The organism is Shewanella sp. MBTL60-112-B2, assembly GCF_019655055.1.
In the GTDB taxonomy this organism is placed as follows: domain Bacteria; phylum Pseudomonadota; class Gammaproteobacteria; order Enterobacterales; family Shewanellaceae; genus Shewanella.
Map to the genome: position 1 here is coordinate 104,958 of NZ_BPFA01000007.1, position 18,229 is coordinate 123,186.

The 18,229-nt window shown below is 46.3% G+C and carries 18 protein-coding genes; 8 read left to right on the top strand and 10 right to left on the bottom strand.

Translation table 11 applies throughout. The features are described from left to right. Positions 1 to 92 precede the first annotated feature (92 nt). Positions 93 to 1,499 (top strand): Na+/H+ antiporter NhaC family protein, encoded by a 1,407-nt coding sequence (locus tag K5Q73_RS06335; protein ID WP_220762198.1) that lies wholly within the window; start codon positions 93 to 95, stop codon positions 1,497 to 1,499. Positions 1,500 to 1,577: 78 nt separating this feature from the next. Then, positions 1,578 to 1,964, top strand: a complete 387-nt coding sequence (locus tag K5Q73_RS06340) for a RidA family protein (protein ID WP_220762196.1) — start codon at positions 1,578 to 1,580, stop codon at positions 1,962 to 1,964. 81 nt (positions 1,965 to 2,045) lie between these two features. Here K5Q73_RS06340 and K5Q73_RS06345 read toward each other — a convergent pair whose 3' ends face one another. From K5Q73_RS06345 to hutC, 4 genes are all read right to left on the bottom strand, one after another. After that, positions 2,046 to 3,083, bottom strand: a complete 1,038-nt coding sequence (locus K5Q73_RS06345; RefSeq protein ID WP_259650771.1) for a LysR substrate-binding domain-containing protein — start codon at positions 3,081 to 3,083, stop codon at positions 2,046 to 2,048. Positions 3,084 to 3,216: 133 nt separating this feature from the next. Then, entirely contained in the window at positions 3,217 to 4,749 is a 1,533-nt protein-coding gene (gene hutH / locus K5Q73_RS06350) for a histidine ammonia-lyase (RefSeq protein ID WP_220762194.1), read from the bottom strand. 40 nt (positions 4,750 to 4,789) lie between these two features. Then, positions 4,790 to 6,454 (bottom strand): urocanate hydratase, encoded by a 1,665-nt coding sequence (gene hutU / locus K5Q73_RS06355; RefSeq protein ID WP_220762192.1) that lies wholly within the window; start codon positions 6,452 to 6,454, stop codon positions 4,790 to 4,792. 154 nt (positions 6,455 to 6,608) lie between these two features. Next, positions 6,609 to 7,313: a histidine utilization repressor gene (hutC, locus tag K5Q73_RS06360; protein ID WP_220762190.1), complete on the bottom strand. Its 705-nt coding sequence runs from the start codon at positions 7,311 to 7,313 to the stop codon at positions 6,609 to 6,611. A gap of 166 nt (positions 7,314 to 7,479) precedes the next feature. On the opposite strand from hutC, the gene hutI reads away from it, so the two are divergent. The 3 genes from hutI to K5Q73_RS06370 all read left to right on the top strand — a co-directional run bounded on the left by hutI (position 7,480) and on the right by K5Q73_RS06370 (position 10,533). Next, positions 7,480 to 8,706, top strand: a complete 1,227-nt coding sequence (gene hutI, locus K5Q73_RS06365) for an imidazolonepropionase (RefSeq protein ID WP_220762188.1) — start codon at positions 7,480 to 7,482, stop codon at positions 8,704 to 8,706. 340 nt (positions 8,707 to 9,046) lie between these two features. Then, complete coding sequence (locus K5Q73_RS21575; RefSeq protein WP_259655222.1) at positions 9,047 to 9,175, top strand: hypothetical protein; 129 nt, start codon at positions 9,047 to 9,049, stop codon at positions 9,173 to 9,175. 308 nt (positions 9,176 to 9,483) lie between these two features. Then, complete coding sequence (locus K5Q73_RS06370) at positions 9,484 to 10,533, top strand: murein transglycosylase domain-containing protein (RefSeq protein WP_220762186.1); 1,050 nt, start codon at positions 9,484 to 9,486, stop codon at positions 10,531 to 10,533. A 66-nt stretch (positions 10,534 to 10,599) separates the two neighbouring features. On the opposite strand, the gene K5Q73_RS06375 is transcribed toward K5Q73_RS06370, so the two are convergent. After that, positions 10,600 to 11,799 (bottom strand): alpha/beta hydrolase-fold protein, encoded by a 1,200-nt coding sequence (locus K5Q73_RS06375; protein WP_220762184.1) that lies wholly within the window; start codon positions 11,797 to 11,799, stop codon positions 10,600 to 10,602. Between the two features lie 396 nt (positions 11,800 to 12,195). On the opposite strand from K5Q73_RS06375, the gene mtnC reads away from it, so the two are divergent. Continuing rightward, complete coding sequence (gene mtnC / locus K5Q73_RS06380; RefSeq protein WP_220762176.1) at positions 12,196 to 12,876, top strand: acireductone synthase; 681 nt, start codon at positions 12,196 to 12,198, stop codon at positions 12,874 to 12,876. Between the two features lie 52 nt (positions 12,877 to 12,928). Here the strand turns inward: mtnC and K5Q73_RS06385 are convergent, their stop codons facing one another. From K5Q73_RS06385 to K5Q73_RS06395, 3 genes are all read right to left on the bottom strand, one after another. Further along, on the bottom strand, positions 12,929 to 13,324 hold the full coding sequence (locus K5Q73_RS06385; RefSeq protein WP_220762174.1) for a hypothetical protein: 396 nt from the start codon (positions 13,322 to 13,324) through the stop codon (positions 12,929 to 12,931). A gap of 65 nt (positions 13,325 to 13,389) precedes the next feature. Next, positions 13,390 to 13,881 (bottom strand): hypothetical protein, encoded by a 492-nt coding sequence (locus K5Q73_RS06390; protein ID WP_220762172.1) that lies wholly within the window; start codon positions 13,879 to 13,881, stop codon positions 13,390 to 13,392. A gap of 126 nt (positions 13,882 to 14,007) precedes the next feature. Continuing rightward, entirely contained in the window at positions 14,008 to 14,748 is a 741-nt protein-coding gene (locus K5Q73_RS06395) for a DUF4344 domain-containing metallopeptidase (protein ID WP_220762170.1), read from the bottom strand. 140 nt (positions 14,749 to 14,888) lie between these two features. Here K5Q73_RS06395 and K5Q73_RS06400 point away from each other — a divergent pair, with 140 nt between their 5' ends. Together K5Q73_RS06400 and K5Q73_RS06405 are read left to right on the top strand one after the other, a co-directional pair. Then, positions 14,889 to 15,317, top strand: a complete 429-nt coding sequence (locus K5Q73_RS06400) for a thioesterase family protein (RefSeq protein ID WP_220762168.1) — start codon at positions 14,889 to 14,891, stop codon at positions 15,315 to 15,317. 40 nt (positions 15,318 to 15,357) lie between these two features. Continuing rightward, on the top strand, positions 15,358 to 15,606 hold the full coding sequence (locus K5Q73_RS06405) for a GNAT family N-acetyltransferase (RefSeq protein ID WP_220762166.1): 249 nt from the start codon (positions 15,358 to 15,360) through the stop codon (positions 15,604 to 15,606). 37 nt (positions 15,607 to 15,643) lie between these two features. Here K5Q73_RS06405 and K5Q73_RS06410 read toward each other — a convergent pair whose 3' ends face one another. Together K5Q73_RS06410 and K5Q73_RS06415 are read right to left on the bottom strand one after the other, a co-directional pair. Further along, on the bottom strand, positions 15,644 to 16,048 hold the full coding sequence (locus K5Q73_RS06410; protein WP_012157373.1) for a thioesterase family protein: 405 nt from the start codon (positions 16,046 to 16,048) through the stop codon (positions 15,644 to 15,646). 300 nt (positions 16,049 to 16,348) lie between these two features. Next, a complete protein-coding gene (locus K5Q73_RS06415) occupies positions 16,349 to 18,145 on the bottom strand; it encodes a long-chain fatty acid--CoA ligase (protein WP_220762164.1) in 1,797 nt (598 codons plus the stop codon). Positions 18,146 to 18,229 lie beyond the last annotated feature (84 nt).

The following is an 18,229-nucleotide window of genomic DNA, read 5'->3' on the forward strand; positions in this document are numbered from 1 at the left end:
TGCCTGAGGACCCTCTCAGGCATCTTGGCCAAATTTTAATTTCTCGTCACCACTGACCCTACAGCCAAGACGAGGAATAGGTAGAATCAATTATGTCTCAGTCAACTAAGCTTGAGTTTCATATTGGAAAAATTGGTGGAATGGTTCCACTATTGACCATGGTCGGTCTAATGTTATTGCTTACCTTCAATGGTGTTGGTGGCCCTAAAGCCGCATGGGCACCTGGCTTTATCGCCATTATTTTAGGTATGTTCCTAGTTAAGAGTAAGCGTGATTATTTTCAGTCGATATTAGATGGTATCGCCGATAAAACCGGTGTTGTGGTAATCACAGCCTGGATCTTCGCAGCCGTTCTTGGCTCTTTGATGAAGGCCGGCGGTCTAGTAGACGGTATCTTATGGTTTGGTATGTCGACTGGTATTCAAGGCAGCATGTTCTTGATCATCGTGTTTATGTCTACCGCTATCTTCGCTATGGGGACAGGCTCGTCAAACGGTGCTAACTTAGCACTGGCGCCAATTCTATTCCCAGCGGGCGTTTACTTAGGCGCAGATCCAGCCTTCGTTGCTCTAGCACTACTGTCAGGCGCAGTATTTGGCGATAACGTGGCTCCAATTTCAGATACTACCATCGTAGGCTGTACCACACAGGGTGCCGATTTCGGCGCTACAGTCCGCCAACGTATGCCACTATCCTTAACAGCTGGTGCTATTGCACTCGTTGCCTTGGTATTCTTTGGTCAGGGCGATGGTCTAGTCGAAGCGGCAACTCAAAGCGGTGAAAGTGCACGTCCAGAAAGCTTACTTATGCTGCTATCTGTTGCTGCTGTAGTTTTCTTCGCACTTAAGGGGCGTCACCTGTTAGAAGCTCTAAGCTACGGTATTCTTGTTGCTACGGTTGTTGGACTTGGCATTGGTGCTTTTGCGGTAACAGATCTGTTCACGGTTCCTTCTGAGCGCGGCGTATCGAATGGCATCATCGAAGATGCGATTGCCGGTGTGACAGGCGCTGTTGTGTTCGTGATCCTAATCCTAGGTGTTATCAAGATTTTCATGAATAGTGGCATTATGGATGACATTCTTGCATTCATCACCGAGCGCGTTTCAAGCAGCACTCGTAGCACTGAACTATTGATGTTCTTCTCAACTTCAGTGTCATCACTATTAGTTAGCTCGAACGCACCATCTCAGCTACTCGTTGGCCCTACACTAGTTAAACCACTAGGTGAGAAGAACAACATCACCCCAGAGCGTCGCGCTAACCTAATGAGTGCCTCAGTTTGTTCAATCTTCTACATGATGCCTTGGTGTCTTGCGGTAATGGTTTGGTACTCGGCGGTTGAAACCTCTGCTATCTCTTCAGGCTTAGCAGTGCCGAGTGCGTCGATCAGCTTTATGGCACCTTATCCATGGGCCCTACTAGGCGTGATGATGTTCTCTATCATCACGGGTTGGAAACGCTACGCCAATCAGGCACAAGCTCAAGTACAACCAGCCTAATTTATAACTAATAACACTCAACGAATAACAATAACTGTGGCGGCATCGTCCGCCATAAGTTAACAATAGGAAATAGAAATGACTAAAGCACTTAATACTGAATCAGCACCAGCAGCTATCGGCCCATATGTTCAGGGTGTTGACCTTGGCAGCATGATCTTTACTTCTGGCCAGTTACCTATCGATCCTGCTACAGGTGAGATGTCTGCTGATGTTGCAGAGCAAGCGCTACAGTCACTAAAAAACGTTCAGGCTATCGTAGAGTCTGCCAGCCTAACTATGGCTAACGTGTTTAAGATGACAGTATTCGTGAAAGACCTAAACAGCTTCCCAATCGTTAACGAAGTTTACCAAAACTTCTTCGACAATCTTGGCGCAGCCTACCCTGCACGCTCTTGTGTTGAAGTTGCTCGTCTTCCTAAAGATGCACTAATCGAAATCGAAGCGATTGCAGTAAGAAGCTAATCAGTATTCGATAACAAGCTAATCCCAAAAAAATACCGCAGCATGCTGCGGTATTTTTTTTAGCTATTTTTCATGTCAAAATTAACTGTCAGACTCGTTGTTCAACGCAGGACTTTCAAAATACTCAAACAAGATGTCTTGGAAAGCACTCACCATCCTAGGGGTCTGAATACCTTTTGCTTTAACCACGTGATATTCCCACTCTGTTACGGGTTCAAAAGGTCGGCTCACAATGCCATCCGCGCCAGACTGGAGCACGAAAGGGTCTAAGATTGCGATACCCACGCCCTTCTTCACTAACTGAAACAGGGTACTTTGCTCCCTCGCCTCGAGAATAATATTACGCTTAACGCTCTGCTTCAGAAACGCATCCTCGACCCGAGTTCGAAACGGACTACCATAGGCTAATGTCATAAAGCGTTCATGTTTCAGGTCGATAGGCGAAAGTGAGCTTTTATGCGCCAATGGATGATCTTCATGGAGTAACACCACCGCCCTGTGCCTACGCAAGAAGCGACAATCGAACTCCTCTTCATCGGCTTCAACGTTCATCGTTATTGCTATATCAACCCTATGGCTTCGTACCATATCCAATAGTTGAATTCTCGATGCAGACTCCAGTTCAATAGACACATTAGGGTGCAGGCTTAGGAACCTCGCTATCACATCAGGCATAAAGCTGTTAGAACAAATAGGCATGACTCCGATGCGTAATCGCCCCTGATTATTACGCGCGATAGCATCGGCCGAAGAGGCCAAACTATTCATACCAATAAAGACGCGGTTAACGTCCTTATAGAATAATTTCGCTTCTGGCGTCGCCTCTAATTTATTTTGAGTGCGCACAAATAACGGAAACCCCACTCGATATTCGAGTTCGGATAACAGTCGACTCACCGCCGGTTGAGAGATATACAGCAGTTCTGCTGCGCCTGTTACCGTACCCGACAACATAAAACAGCGAAACGCTTCAATTTGCCGAATTTTAATTTTCGAATCTTCGGGCATGATTTTTATACCAAATTTAGGCCATGAATCGATTGTATCGAAAAGCGTTTTTTGCTGCCGAGCATCGCCTCGCAAATCCAATAACTCATCCCACCAAAAGTCAGTAAACATGGCCTACGCCATGACTTCCACTTGTTTTATTTCTGGCAAAGCCTCATTGATGATAACCGCCTACAGAAGTCGGTAGTTTAGGGCTAAAAAAAGGGCCCTTAGGCCCTTTTCGTCACTGTCAGCTCAATCTCACTTAGAGACTAGGCAAAATATCCGCTGGCAGATAAGCGTTGTAGCTGGCTGTTAATAGTAGATCTGTTGCCGCTTCGATATCTGGGCCGAAGAAACGGTCCTTATCGTAGTAGGTTACTAACTCACGCAATTCAGCTTTTGCTTTAGCCACTGCTACTGCAGGTTGCAGTGGCGCGCGGAAATCTAAGCCCTGCGCCGCGGCCAATACCTCAACAGCTAATACACCGCGAGTGTTTTCAGACATGTCGCGCAGGCGGCGCGCCGCGAAGGTTGCCATAGAGACGTGATCTTCTTGGTTAGCCGAAGTTGGTAAGCTATCGACTGATGCTGGATGCGCGTAAGTCTTGTTCTCTGAAGCCAACGCCGCCGCTGTTACTTGGGCAATCATAAAGCCTGAGTTTACCCCGCCGTTTTCAACCAAAAATGGGGGTAACTTAGACAGGTTCGAGTCGATAAGCAGCGCAATACGGCGCTCAGCAATAGAGCCAAGCTCTGCAATCGCAATCGCCAAGTTATCTGCAGCCATAGCGACAGGCTCAGCGTGGAAGTTACCGCCCGAGATAATGTCGCCAGTATCTTGGAACACTAATGGATTATCGGTAACGCCGTTCGCTTCAGTGCCTAACACTTCTGCCGCATGACGAATTTGAGTCAAACATGCACCCAAAACTTGTGGCTGACAGCGCAGTGAATACGGATCTTGCACCTTTTCACAATTAACGTGATCTAGGCTGATCTCAGATTCATCACCCAATAAGTGGCGGAATACCGCAGCAGAATCGATTTGACCTTTCTGGCCACGAGCCGCATGAATACGCGGATCAAACGGGCTACGACTGCCCATTGCCGCTTCAACGCTCATGGCACCAATTACCGAGCTTGCCGCGAACAGATCTTCTGCGTTAAACAAACCTTCAAGGGCTAAAGCCGTTGATGCTTGCGTACCGTTAAGCAGTGCTAATCCTTCTTTTGCAGCCAGTTCGATTGGCTTAAGGCCAGCTATTTCAAGACCTTCAGCCGCAGTGATTAGCTCACCTTGATAGCTCATCTCGCCTTCGCCAAGTAGTGGCAAACACATGTGCGATAGCGGCGCTAGGTCGCCCGATGCACCTACTGAACCTTTTTCAGGCACGCATGGGTAAACGCCCGCGTTAACCAAAGCGATAAGGAAGTTGATCACCTCTAAACGAATGCCAGAGAAACCACGGCTTAGCGAGTTAATCTTCAATACCATCATCAAGCGCACTGTGGCGTCTTGCATGTATTGGCCGGTACCCGCTGCGTGCGACAATACGATTGAGCGTTGCAGCAGCTGTAAATCATCGGCGGCAATCTTAGTGTTGGCAAGTAGACCAAAGCCGGTGTTAATACCGTAAACCGTGCGGCCTTCGTCCAATACTTGCTGCACTAAGCCTGCGCTAGTGTTGATATCGGCGATAGCGCTTTCGGCTAGTTCTAATGTGACTTTACCGCGGCTAATTTCGCGGATTTGCGCAAGGGTTAAGGTACCCGGAGTTAATACTAAATGACTCATTTAAATGCCTCTTATTCTTATACTGCTCGATGTGAGCGGCTTATAGCATTGGCAGGTCTAAACCCTGCTCTTTTGCACAATTTTTAGCGATATCGTAACCCGCATCAGCATGACGCATCACGCCCGTTGCTGGGTCATTCCACAGTACGCGACCTAAGCGCGCAGCAGCGTCATCACTACCATCAGCCACAATCACCACACCTGAGTGTTGACTAAAGCCCATGCCTACGCCGCCACCGTGGTGCAATGACACCCAAGTTGCGCCGCTTGCCGTATTAAGTAGCGCGTTCATTAATGGCCAATCTGAAACTGCATCAGAGCCATCAAGCATAGATTCGGTTTCACGGTTAGGGCTGGCAACAGAGCCAGAATCTAAGTGGTCACGACCAATCACCACTGGCGCAGACAGCTCGCCATTTTTAACCATTTCATTAAAGGCGAGTGCTAAACGTGCACGGTCTTTTAGACCCACCCAACAGATGCGCGATGGTAAACCTTGGAAGGCAATGCGCTCACGCGCCATATCGAGCCAGTTATGTAGGTGTGGATTATCAGGAATAAGTTCTTTTACTTTGGCGTCAGTCTTGTAGATATCTTCAGGGTCGCCAGAAAGTGCCACCCAACGGAATGGACCAATACCTTCACAGAACAGTGGGCGCACATAGGCAGGCACAAAACCTGGGAAGTCGAATGCGTTTTCAACCCCTTCTTCAAATGCCATTTGGCGAATGTTGTTACCGTAATCGGTGGTTGCAGCGCCAGCAGCTTGCAGTGCTAGCATCGCCTTAACTTGAACTGCCATTGACTGCTTCGCCGCTTTTACCACTGCCGCTTCGTCCGTTTTACGCATTTCGATGGCCTGCTCTAGCGTCCAACCTTGCGGCAGGTAACCGTTTAGCGGATCGTGAGCAGATGTTTGGTCTGTCACTACATCAGGGGTAATGCCGCGCTCAACCAGCTCGGCAAATACGTCAGCAGCGTTAGCTAATAAGCCAACAGAAACAGGCTTGCCGCTGTTATTGGCTTCATCGATCATTGCCAAAGCTTCATCAAGGGTGGTGGCTTTTTTGTCGACATACTTTGTACGTAGACGGAAATCGATGCGAGTTTCATCCACTTCACAGGTCAATACCGAGTAACCCGCCATAGTGCCTGCTAGTGGCTGTGCACCACCCATGCCACCTAGGCCGCCAGTTAAGATCCACTTACCAGCAGATGAACCATTAAAGTGCTGCTTAGCCATAGCCACAAAGGTCTCGTAAGTGCCTTGTACAATGCCTTGCGAGCCGATGTAGATCCAAGAACCTGCGGTCATCTGGCCATACATGGCCAAACCTTTTTTATCTAACTCATTAAAATGTTCCCAGTTTGCCCAATGTGGCACTAGGTTTGAGTTGGCGATGATCACGCGCGGAGCATTGCTGTGGGTTTTGAATACGCCAACAGGCTTACCTGATTGCACTAATAAGGTTTCGTCTTCTTCAAGACGCTGCAGTACCTCAACGATTTTGTCGTAACACTCCCAGTCACGGGCTGCACGGCCAATACCACCGTAAACCACCAAGTCTTCAGGACGCTCAGCCACATCTGGGTGTAGGTTGTTCATCAACATACGCAGTGGTGCTTCGGTTAGCCAGCTTTTACAACTTAGCTCAGTTCCTGTCGGCGCTATGATGCGACGGCTCGGATCGTGTCTCTTATCCATCGGTACTACCTCGTTCAATTTGTTTTGATGTTTTTCTTATTCGCTTTTTAAGCTTTATATTTACTGTCTTTTTACTTTATTACGTACTTTTTCAATCGTTTTACTACCAATACTGTCAGCCATTTGCTTGCTGCTAATTAGCTTTAACCTCTAGCTAGTTAAAAGTCAGGTGGCCACCTAACCTAAATCGACTTCCGGGATGCACTAAGCGTGCAAAACTCACTACACCTTGGCGTGACCAGGTGCGGCGAGTGATCTGTAAACATGGTTCAGCAGCGGCAATATCGAGTAGCGCAAGCTGGGCTACATCGGCCATTTTGGCTTCGATGGTGTGCTTCGCCTCTGTGAGTGGCGCCACCATCGACAAATATTCATGGGGAGTTTGCTTGGTAAAGTCTTGAGCTAAATACTCAGGCACCAGTTTAGGGTTAACAAAACGCTCCTCTAACTGCAGCGGCGTACCTTGCTCGCAATGCACTAATACCGACTGATACACTTCACTGCCCTCCTCTAGCCCTAGCGCAATCGCAATCGCGCCCGTTGCTACAGTTTGTGTGAGCAACACTTGTTGCACGCTATAGCCATGACCGCGATCTTTAATTTCGTCGGCAATATTACGAATAGCCATCATCGAAGATTGAGTTTTAAGGCCTGCAACGAAGGTTCCTAGGCCTTGGGAACGTTCTAACACGCCTAATTCAGTCAATTCTGTTACTGCGCGACGTGCCGTCATACGGCTACAGCCAAATAGCTCTGATAGCTGGTTTTCAGACGGCACGCGGCTGTCTTCCGCCCACTCGCCAAACTCTATTTGCGTTAGAATGTATTGCTTAATCTGTTCAAATTTTGGCGTTGCCATTGGCCATCCTTTTGTTGCTATCTTTTGCTGCTTTATTGTTTAACATGCTTAAAAACTCGGCTACAATCCTAGCTTGTATATACAAGTAAATACAAGCTAGCTCACAAATTATTTTTAGTGTTAGTATTCCTGTACTGCAAAAAGCAACCAAAAAGAGAACTGCATCATGTCGTGGGATCAAGTCTGGATAGATATCAACATCGCTACAATGTCGCCTAATATTTCAGAGCCTTATGGTGCAATTACCGATGCTGCACTCGCCGTTCAAGACGGTAAAATTGCCTGGGTCGGTAAGCGCAGCGACCTGCCAGAATTTGATGTATTCGCCACGCCAATCTACAAAGGTAAAGGCGGCTGGATTACCCCAGGTCTTATCGATGCCCACACTCACTTAGTGTTTGCCGGTAATCGCGCCAATGAGTTCGAACTACGCCTTAATGGCGCCAGTTATGAAGAGATCGCTCGCAGTGGCGGCGGCATCATTTCAACCGTTAACGCCTGCCGCGAAGCCGATGAAGCCGAGTTGTTTGAGCTAGGTCGTCAGCGCCTAAACGCACTGGCTAAAGAAGGTGTCACGACTGTAGAGATCAAGTCAGGTTATGGTTTAGATATCGAAACCGAATTAAAGATCCTCCGCGTTGCCCGCGAGCTAGGAAAGCACCACCATGTGGATGTGAAAACCACCTTCTTAGGCGCACACGCCATTCCGCCAGAATACCAACATGATAGTGACGCTTACGTCGACTTAGTGATCAACGAGATGCTGCCAAAGGTTATTGAAGAGAACCTTGCCGATGCGGTAGATGTGTTTTGTGAAAACATCGCCTTTAATCTAGAGCAAACCGAGCGTGTGCTAACCGCTGCAAAAGCTGCTGGGCTACAAATCAAACTGCACGCCGAGCAGCTATCTAACATGGGCGGTTCAGCCCTCGCAGCCAAACTCGGCGCCAAGTCAGTGGATCACATTGAATATCTAGATGAAGACGGCGTAAAAGCCCTGAGTGAGAGTGGCACCTGCGCCACTATACTTCCGGGCGCGTTTTACTTTTTGCGTGAAACTCAACACCCGCCAATCGATTTGCTGCGTAAATACAAGGTGCCAATGGTGGTCGCCAGCGACTACAACCCCGGCTCATCACCGATATGTTCAAGTCTATTGATGCTTAATATGGCCTGCACTTTGCTGCGTTTAACCCCAGAAGAAGCGCTAGCAGGCATGACCCGCAATGCAGCTAAAGCCTTAGGTATTGAGGATCATGTCGGCGTGTTAGAGGTCGGCATGACCGCCGATTTTTGTATGTGGAATATCAGTACCCCAGCAGAGTTAGCGTACACCTATGGTGTAGCCTCGTGTGTGGATGTTGTTAAGAATGGTCACTTAGTACATCAGTAGATGAGAATGCCTGAGCGATGAGGCATGTTCATCGTTTTAGGGTGCCACCATTAGGCTATGGTGGCTTCTGCCTTTTTCGGCCTGCAGACTGCGGTGCTTCCAATATGGTTTATCAGTTGCTGTTAGCATCCGATGCAGCTAATTGCCTGCAGCAGGCGTATGTGCAGACGCTTCTTAGGCACGCTGCAGCTCTTTATAAGAGAAAGGGTCCATGTAAGCTCTACGATGGCATCCATGCCATCAAAGGCCTAAGCCGCATCTACACTGGGATAGAACTGCACAATCACTATCCATTGAGTTCTTAATAAAACTACCAAACTGACATTCATACCGTACGCACATGAAACACCTATTCCCCATCGGAGTTGCCGAAGTGCGTTGGAATCAATCACTTGATGCCGACAGGGATGTCGGCGTAGCTTTCGCGGGGCAGGATGCCCCATCGGAAGCGTTAGTGATTTATCCATAAGCATGAGGAACAACAACTTCGTCGGGGCGGCTCGGACTCTTTATGAAAGAAATGGCCAAGAGAGGGAAGCTGTTGTCCCCCTTTTGCCCGAGTGTGAGCTGGAAGCTCACGACCTTTATCAAGCGCAGCTTGATTGCAACAGGTGGGCGAAGCCCATAAATTATTATCAAACGAAGTTTGATTGCATTAAGTCAGGCGTAGCCTGATAACAACAAGTTGTTAGACGAAGTCTAATCAAAAAACTCAACTATGTGGCACATAGTCAATCAATGTATAATCGCCACACAAAGAAACTAACCCACTGATAAATGTCTAAATACTTATCCAAACTACTCATTGCGATCTGCAGCGTAACCGCTATCAACATAGCGAATATCGCTAGCGCTAACAGTAGCGAATTAGACTTAAGCGATTACGATGCCGATGTCGCGGCATTGCTACAGGAATATCAGGGGCAAGACTCTTACTCGCGACCTATCGTGCCATCGGTTCTGGTTTATAAAGAAACCGAGCAAGCCTCTACCTACGTCGACTTTAAACGTGGCTTAATATTGGTCGAAACCCGCACTAAAGCGCAGCTAAAAGAGGCTGTTATACAAGTATTATTGACTCAAATAGACCCTACGGTTATTGACGCGCAAACCGCAGAGGACTTTGGTTTAATCAGCAAAAAGAAGAAGCCATTCTTTTGGGGGCAAGTGCTCGATAAAGACGGTAAAGCCATTGAGTTTGAATGGCGCGCATCCCGCTACGCCGATGACTTAGTCAACAAGAGCAAACGAGTGAACTCGCGCTTTCAAGTGGCAATTCAGATGGTGAAAGAGCACACCACGATTGCCGGTAATAAGTATATTAACTACGCTCGTAGTGCTAGCCGTAAGCACGGTATTAGCACTGATTTAATCATGGCGATTATCGAGACTGAAAGCTCGTTCAACCCGCTGGCGCGCTCACGTTCCAACGCTCTAGGCTTGATGCAGATTAAGGCCAACACTGCAGGGCGTGATTATTTCAGCTTAATCCAAGGCTATAAACATACGCCGTCATCGGCTTACCTGTATGATCCTGCCAAGAATATTGAGGTGGGCACTGGCTATCTAAAAATTCTTTCAAGCCGCTACCTTAAAGGGATCACCCACCCTAAGAAACGCGAGTATGCGGTGATCTCTAGCTATAACGGCGGCGCGGGTAACCTATGGAAGAGCTTAGACTCACGTGGTAATCGCACTAAGGCTTTAGCGCGCATTAATAAGATGACCGTCAGCGAGTTCTATTGGTTTTTAACTCATCGTCACAACCGAGAAGAAACTCGTAACTACTTGAAGAAGGTCAACAGCAGGCAGAAGAAATATCTGTAACTGGGCCTAAATAACGTAAAACGATAGCCAATGGGCTATCGTTTGGGTTTACAAAAAACTAATCCATTAAAGCTTGCTCTGCTGTTTATACTTGGCCAACTTATTAGTGTATTTATTTTGATAGAAAGGATGATCGGTAATATCCAGCGCTAAGGCCTGATACTTTATCGCCAGCTCTATTTCTCCCTGCTTGGCATAAGCGTCAGCAAGCGAGTCGTAAGCAATATACGCTTGTGGGTCGTCACTAATCGCAATCTTGTACACCACGACAGCCTTACTAGGCTCTGTTTCAAGGTAAGAATCACCCAACTTAAGCAATGAGCTAGTCGCGGGCACTTTAAAGCCATACTTTTGCTCAGATAAATATTGATAATGCTCGACAATAGCTTGTGGACCTTGCTTAGAAATCTCTGAATCTGCCGCCAGCACTTGATGGTAATCATCGAACAGGGCTTCAATGCCATAGGCTGCAGCCAGCACAGGTTGAGTCATATAATAACTGCCATTAAAACGCTTAATGCGGTAGTCCAAAGTCTCATTGACGTTGGCTTTTAGTATGGCTTCCATCTGGGCAAACGACGCGAGCTGTCTCTTCTCAAAGCCGCTGTCGCTAGTGCTCATAAACAAGTATCGCGGCTTGCCTTGCATAGCTGCAAGCTTTTTAGGTGCATCTTTAATCACATAGGCAAAGTCTTTGCTTAACACTGGGCTTGCCACAAAATAGGCGTTAAACAGACTCGGACGATTAATCAAAGCATACAGCCCAAGCCCAGCATTACCTGTAAAGCCGTTTAAAATCCGAAAGCCATTAGTGCGGTATTGTTTGTCGATAGCAGGTAGTAGATCTTGCTCAAAATAGTCGAGTAGCTTTTGATTGCCCTGCTCTTCTATTGCCGCTGTTTTTAGCTCACCTAATCCTTGGTGCCCATCTGGCGCTGTGACAATAATGGTTTCTAGCCAAGGCCAATCACCGTTATGGCTCATCCAGTCATGCATGCCCGCAAGTAAAGCTTGGCTTCTTGGGTGAAAATCAAATAACACCACATATTGCTTATTTGGCTTGTTGCCATAGCTGGCAGGTAACGTCACCTTAAACTCTGCAGGCTCTATCAAGTCAGAGGTGATGGTTAATGACTCTAGCGTTAATCCCATAACATTAGCTTTAGTCGCCGTATTAGCATCCGCCTTTTTTGCGCTTGCATAACTGCTGATTGAGCCTAAACTCAAACTTAAAGCCAAGCAAACCAGCACCAATATTCTTATCATCAGTCTCTCCCTGAACGTTATCCTGTTAACCCTTTAGCCAATTCATTAATCCCTGATACTGGCATCTATTTTAGTTAAGCAAGTGATGAACTTAACAGCTGAGCAAAAATACAACAACGTTAAAATCAGTCAATAACCTTCAGCAAATAACGACAAGGCTGACATGGCGTTAATTAATAACTATCGGTAACTCTGACTCAGCCATTAATATCGAGGGCAATGCGCAACAAAACGAATAAAACTGAAAATTTAGTACAAACCTAGGCGTGATTACACTAGCCAAAGCGTGTAATTCAGCTTAGGATCTGAGCAATAACAGATCTCGACTATTAGAATAACCAATCAAGTTGAATCAGTGTGATTGGTACAATGTACATTGCGGAGTGAGCAAATATTATGGGTATCAGAGCCATTGTTGTAGATACAGCCGGTACGACTACCGACCTTAACTTTATTGAGGATGTACTTTTTCCTTACTCAGCTAAGGAATTAGCCGCTTTTCTTGAAGCAAACCAACACAATGTACTTGTAGATAACTGTATTTGTGATGTGCAAGATATAGCCCTCGAGCCTGATGCGAGTCTTGCTCGTGTCACTGAAATTTTACTGCAGTGGATTGAAGAAGATCGTAAAGCCACGCCATTAAAAACCATTCAAGGTTTGATCTGGAAACAGGGCTATGCCAATGGCGAGTTTACCGGGCATATCTTCCCTGACTTTATCGAAGCTCTCGATGGCTACAAGCAACAAGGCCTACGCGTTTATAGCTTCTCTTCAGGTTCTGTTGAGGCGCAAAAACTGTTGTTTAGCCACAGCGATGCAGGCGATCTAAACGATAAGTTTAATGGCCACTTCGACACTCGCACTGGTAACAAGCGTTTCAAACAGGCTTACAGCAATATCGTCAATACCATCAGCCTAAGCCCGAAGCAGATCCTATTTGTTTCTGATGTGCTAGAAGAGCTAAAAGCGGCCAACGAAGCAGGATTACATGTGGTACAGATGGTTCGCGATGACAATCAGCGCACCGGCGATTTTAAAACCATTACTAGCTTTGACGAGCTAAAGATCGATTAAGCTAATGCTAATTAACAAAAGGGCCTTAAAGACCCTTTTGTTACTTTTGCTGTCAACTGTCGCTTGGAAAAGCGGGCGAAATACACTTTTTAACCTCAAAACGAAAACCATCGTTCAGCGTCTTATCGCGATATATTTCGATCAGTTCATAGTCGTTTAATTCAACCACTCTTGAATCGGGATCCTTCTGGCAGCGAGACTTACTGTCAGCTTCAAACTCAAATGCAAAAAGCGCAATCATCTGCCGCACAAATGCTTGGTACTCATAGCGCGTTTGCAAATACTCATCTGTCATCCCCTTTAGCTCTGCATCCTCGGCGCTTATAGTGGTCGCCGTCGGTACCAAGCCAGCAGTGATATCGCTAGTGATAGTTTGTTGTGACTGTTCGGCTCCAAGCTCTGGCAATACATATAAAACAAGGTGAGCGAACAAGCCGGTTGCCAACATTAAACGCAATAGCCAAGTGAGTTTTTGAAAATGAACATTTTGGGTCAACTTAGGCAGTTTAATGCCTAAGGCGCGAGCATTAAAGCAAGTATTAAATAGAAAGGCACCAGCAACTGCGCGGCGAGAATAACCAGGGCGGTGATAAACACAAACCACACTGGGATATACAGTAAAATCGCCAAATTATGAGTATAGGCAACATTCGTGGCAGACACTCCAATCACATCATTGACGACCCCAGCAGCCCAACTCAACGCAAAGTTAGCCACTAAGGCATAAAACAGCAACAGCACAGCTTTACCAACTAAGCTATGCCAAATTCGCTCAAAAATAGGTAACAGCTCTATCGTTAACGCCAACACAGTTAACACTACAACCCAACTAAATGAGTCCGCAAAAATTGCAATCAATCCCGCTAACACATATAGGTATTGCGCAAAAGTCAGTACTGTCAGCTTTTGCCCTAAGCCTGAAATTCGCTTTTGGTAGAAGCCCTTAACCGAAGATAATATGACTTGCAAAGCTGCGGGCATTGTTATTATTTTTGTTGCCGTCATAAAAAACTGGCCTCACTCATTATTAATCGCACAAGAAGCGACCACCATAAACGTTTACTAACAATTTACCAACATTTACGATTGCAATAAGTAAAAACGCTTAGTATCTGCCAACTTTCAAGTGCATTATTTTGCTAAATAGCGGCTTTTTAACCTCTCCCAGTTATCACTTTGGCGAGCATATTCTTGTTCGCACATGGCTGCTCTATCTTCTTTCTGTGCAGAAGTGGATAACAGCGCTGCATATTTGTCAGGATCGCTGCCATAAATTAAGCACACAGTTGCGTGGTAACGCTGGGCATCTAGACTATGTTCATCACTAAAGTCACCTTCAACCAACTCATCAATATCTTCATCTTCAAGGGCAAACAGGTCCGCTGCACTTAAGGCGATTTCGGCGCCATCTTTAAATGCGTGGATCAATAACAGCGTAGCCAAGGTATCAACCGCATCTTCTTCCCGACCTAGCACGATAACTTGGTTAGCATAGATATAAGCATGACCATACTCATGACCTAGGGTATGTAATAACGCATCTTGGGTCGCTTGCTTTGGAGTCACCCCAGTTTGTTGATACTCATCCTTGGTAAAACGGTTAAGTACCTCAGTAACAAAGTGATATGGGATTTGAATTTGCATCAGCTCAGGGTCAAACAAGGGACCGTCTTGTGCGCCATAAACAAGGGTTAATTTATGCTGCATAGGCAGAGCCAGATACACTTGCTGCAACTGTGGCTCAATGGCTTTAATTAATCGATATGCCCGCAGCTCTTGGCGAGTTTCAGCCGTAATAAACTGGCTGACCACCGCTGCCGGGCTCTGGCAGCTAAAGCTGAGCAATAGCGCCATTGCTAACCATTTAGTCATTGTGTTTATGTCCCCGCTTCATACTAATGGGTGTTATTCCTTGCCTTGTTGCCTGATAAACATGCTGTTATGCTGAGCAAAAGTTAAACACTCGTTTAAATACATACTTAAGCAACCAAAATCATCAACTAGGGATCATTATGGACAAGTTTCTCGAGCAATTCCCAATTAACACACAAATAACCGTGGCCTGGGGCGAGATGGATGCCCTGCAGCACGTCAACAATGTGGTTTATTTCCGCTATTTCGAAACTGCCCGTATCGACTTTTTTAATCAGATTAACTTACTCGACGAGCTACAAACTACATCTATTGGCCCGGTGATCAGCGAAAACCAAGCGCGCTATAAGCGCCCAGTGACCTTTCCCGACACCTTAACGGTTGGCGTCAGTATCAGTGACATTAAAGATGACCGGTTCATGATGCACTACAGTGTTTACAGTCAAGCTCAGCAAGCCGTTACCACCCTTGGCACGTCGCAAGTGGTGATGTTTAACTTTAAAACCGGCCAAAAAGCTAAGCTAACACCAGCACTGGTTGATGCGTTAAAGACTTACCAACACGCATAAATCACAATAACTAAAGGGAATAACAGCGAGGAGTAAACCAATGAGCGAAGTGATTCATTTAAGTGATGAAGGCCGTTTCGTGATTAACCAGGGTGAGGCTCAGGCTGTATTAGCCTATGAGCTTTATGATACTAGCTGTAACTTTAACAACACCTATGCCCCCCCACAACTACGGGGCAAAGGCTTAGCCGAAAAGTTGGTGCGTCATGGGCTAAAGTGGGCCAAAACAGAGGGCTTTGAAATTGAAGCGAGCTGCTGGTATGTGCAGAAGTTTTTAAGCAACACCTAACAGCTCATGCGATAGCATATTGGTTATTCGCCAGTAGCTATTCACCAATAAGCAGTGCCAGTTGCTGACGAATACTCTCGCTCAATGGCTGACTCTTTTCGTTGGTGTAATCGTAATGCACCATGGTGGTTTGCGCTTCGGCGGTCTTCTTGCCGTTCTGCCAGCAACTTTGAGTCAGTTCGAAACTACTATTGCCGATACGACTCACCCAAGTTTTTACTGTGATATCGCTGGCAAAGTAAGTTGGCGCATTAAAGGCGATGGTGAAACCCGCCACAATCAAGTTCCACTTAGACAAGTCTTGTGTCGGGTTAAAAATCTTGAAAATTGGTTCACGGGCGGCCTCGAACCAAACAGGGATCACAGTGTTATTGATATGGCCTAAGGCGTCAGTTTCACAAAATCTTGGTTGTAGGGTTAAGCTAAATGCAGTTTCAGACACAGGTTATAGTCCTTGTTGTTATCGTTATTGCTATGATTGTGATTGATGTTTTACCGGCACCATTCTACCGATAAATTGCCGGCATAGAAGCGCGTTGAGGCAATTGCTGCTGGAATTAAAAATTTGCAGAGTTAAAAGATAAGAATTTACCACTGAGAACACGAAGATCACTAAGTAGTGCCTGCACGAGTTTTTCTTGGTGTTCTGTGTGTAGCAAGCGAAGTAAGCGCTTAGTGGTATAAGGCTGAAACAAAAAGGCACGCTAATGCGTGCCTTTCTATTCAATCTGTTAAGCTTGTATTAACGGCTGTACATCTTATCGATTTCACGCGCATACTTATTGTAAATCACCTTACGACGCAACTTCATTGTTGGGGTAATAAGGCCTGCTTCCATCGAGAAAGCATCTGGCAACAAGGTAAACTTCTTAATCTTTTCAAAACCTGCAAGCTCGCTTTGCAAAGTCTTAAGACGCTGTTCAAAGTGCTCCACTACATGAGTGTGACGCAAAAGATCTAGCTGTGTCTCGTAATGTACGCCCTTCTCTTTTGCCCAAGCTTCTAATGACTCAAAAGCAGGTACAATCAAAGCAGTCACATAGTTACGTGCATCGGCAACAATAGCCACTTGTTCGATGAACGGGCAGCAACCTACTTTACCTTCGACACGCTGTGGAGCGATATACTTACCGTTTGAGGTTTTCATCAGCTCTTTAATACGGTCGGTAATAAACAGGTTACCGTTTTCGTCGATACGACCCGCATCGCCAGTCTTCAACCAACCATCTTCAAACGCTTCGGCCGTTTCTTCAGGACGATTGAAATAACCACGCATTACGGTATCGCCACGAACCAAAATTTCGTTGTCTTTACCTAGCTTGATTTCAACTTCAGGCAATACTTGACCATTAGAACCCGGAACGCGATTAGCTAAGGTGTTACAAGTTGCCGTTGCTGCAGTTTCAGTCATACCGTAACCACATAAAACTGGCACATCGATGCTTTGGAAGAAAGCGCTGACGTTTGGATCTAAAGCCGCACCGCCGCAAGGCATAAACTTAAGACGGCCACCTAATACTTGCTTTAACTTACTGAAAACCAGTTTATCTGCCAGTTTCCACTGTAGGCTTAAGCCTAATGAAGCTTTATGACGACCCTGACCCACTTCAGACTGCTTGTGGCCCACAGCCATCGCCCAGGTGAACATCTTCTGTCTCAGCTCAGGCGCTTTAATCACCTTATCTTGTACCGCGCTATACACTTTCTCTAGGAAGCGAGGCACCACACATAATGTGTGCGGACGCACTTGCACAATCGCCTCTTTCACTGCCATTGGATTAGACAGATAGACGTTATGACCACCGCGACATAAAACGTAGAAGCTCCAGCCCCGCTCAAATACATGGCTCAGAGGCAAGAATGCTAATGACACATCGCCAGGGGTAAAAGGCAATAAAGTGTCATGCTGACGCACCATAGAAGCGATATTACGGTAATCGAGCATTACGCCCTTTGGATCACCCGTAGTACCCGAGGTATAGATAAGAGTCAGTAGATCATCAAGATTCTTATCATTTAAGCGTTTTTCTAACTCAGCATCTGCTGCGCTATCTAGCTCGCCTTCTAAAAGGTCGTCTAGGTAGAAATGGTTTTGCTGATCTTGTAGCTCAACGGTTTTGTCGAAAACTATTACGCGAGTCAGACTGTCACACTCGCTAACCAGTTTGCACGCCATCGCATACTGAACTGCATCGCCAGCAAAAATCAGTTTCGCTGCAGCATCGTTAACTATGTAAGCAGCTTGTTCTAATGTGCTAGTCGGATAGATAGGCACAACAACGGCTTTAGCCTTTAAAAGGCCTAAATCGGCACAAGTCCACTGCGGACAGTTCTGTGACAAAATAATTGCGCGGTCTTGTGACTCGATACCGAACTGAATCAACACTCGTGCAATTTTTGAGGTGATAGAATCGAATTTAGCCCAACTCACCTGGTGCCAAGGCGCTGCAGTTTCGAATCCTTCGAGCGCAATAGCGTCGCCAAGTGCTTGGCTTTGTTGCTGTATTAATCGTACTACGTGATATTGCTCGAGCGACATAAAATGGCTACCTTTTAGCTTACAAGTGTTCCGCTTTGGCGCAAGTTTACTCGAAGAAACTATAAACACTAAGAGTTTTTGCTC

What these genes read in the sequence shown, in the direction of transcription:
- K5Q73_RS06335 (WP_220762198.1), top strand. Translation starts at nt 93, where the DNA reads ATGTCTCAGTCAACTAAGCTTGAGTTTCATATTGGAAAAATTGGTGGA.
- K5Q73_RS06340 (WP_220762196.1), top strand. Translation starts at nt 1,578, where the DNA reads ATGACTAAAGCACTTAATACTGAATCAGCACCAGCAGCTATCGGCCCA.
- K5Q73_RS06345 (WP_259650771.1), bottom strand. Translation starts at nt 3,083, where the DNA reads ATGTTTACTGACTTTTGGTGGGATGAGTTATTGGATTTGCGAGGCGAT.
- hutH (WP_220762194.1), bottom strand. Translation starts at nt 4,749, where the DNA reads ATGAGTCATTTAGTATTAACTCCGGGTACCTTAACCCTTGCGCAAATC.
- hutU (WP_220762192.1), bottom strand. Translation starts at nt 6,454, where the DNA reads ATGGATAAGAGACACGATCCGAGCCGTCGCATCATAGCGCCGACAGGA.
- hutC (WP_220762190.1), bottom strand. Translation starts at nt 7,313, where the DNA reads ATGGCAACGCCAAAATTTGAACAGATTAAGCAATACATTCTAACGCAA.
- hutI (WP_220762188.1), top strand. Translation starts at nt 7,480, where the DNA reads ATGTCGTGGGATCAAGTCTGGATAGATATCAACATCGCTACAATGTCG.
- K5Q73_RS21575 (WP_259655222.1), top strand. Translation starts at nt 9,047, where the DNA reads ATGAAACACCTATTCCCCATCGGAGTTGCCGAAGTGCGTTGGAATCAA.
- K5Q73_RS06370 (WP_220762186.1), top strand. Translation starts at nt 9,484, where the DNA reads ATGTCTAAATACTTATCCAAACTACTCATTGCGATCTGCAGCGTAACC.
- K5Q73_RS06375 (WP_220762184.1), bottom strand. Translation starts at nt 11,799, where the DNA reads ATGATAAGAATATTGGTGCTGGTTTGCTTGGCTTTAAGTTTGAGTTTA.
- mtnC (WP_220762176.1), top strand. Translation starts at nt 12,196, where the DNA reads ATGGGTATCAGAGCCATTGTTGTAGATACAGCCGGTACGACTACCGAC.
- K5Q73_RS06385 (WP_220762174.1), bottom strand. Translation starts at nt 13,324, where the DNA reads ATGTTGGCAACCGGCTTGTTCGCTCACCTTGTTTTATATGTATTGCCA.
- K5Q73_RS06390 (WP_220762172.1), bottom strand. Translation starts at nt 13,881, where the DNA reads ATGACGGCAACAAAAATAATAACAATGCCCGCAGCTTTGCAAGTCATA.
- K5Q73_RS06395 (WP_220762170.1), bottom strand. Translation starts at nt 14,748, where the DNA reads ATGACTAAATGGTTAGCAATGGCGCTATTGCTCAGCTTTAGCTGCCAG.
- K5Q73_RS06400 (WP_220762168.1), top strand. Translation starts at nt 14,889, where the DNA reads ATGGACAAGTTTCTCGAGCAATTCCCAATTAACACACAAATAACCGTG.
- K5Q73_RS06405 (WP_220762166.1), top strand. Translation starts at nt 15,358, where the DNA reads ATGAGCGAAGTGATTCATTTAAGTGATGAAGGCCGTTTCGTGATTAAC.
- K5Q73_RS06415 (WP_220762164.1), bottom strand. Translation starts at nt 18,145, where the DNA reads ATGTCGCTCGAGCAATATCACGTAGTACGATTAATACAGCAACAAAGC.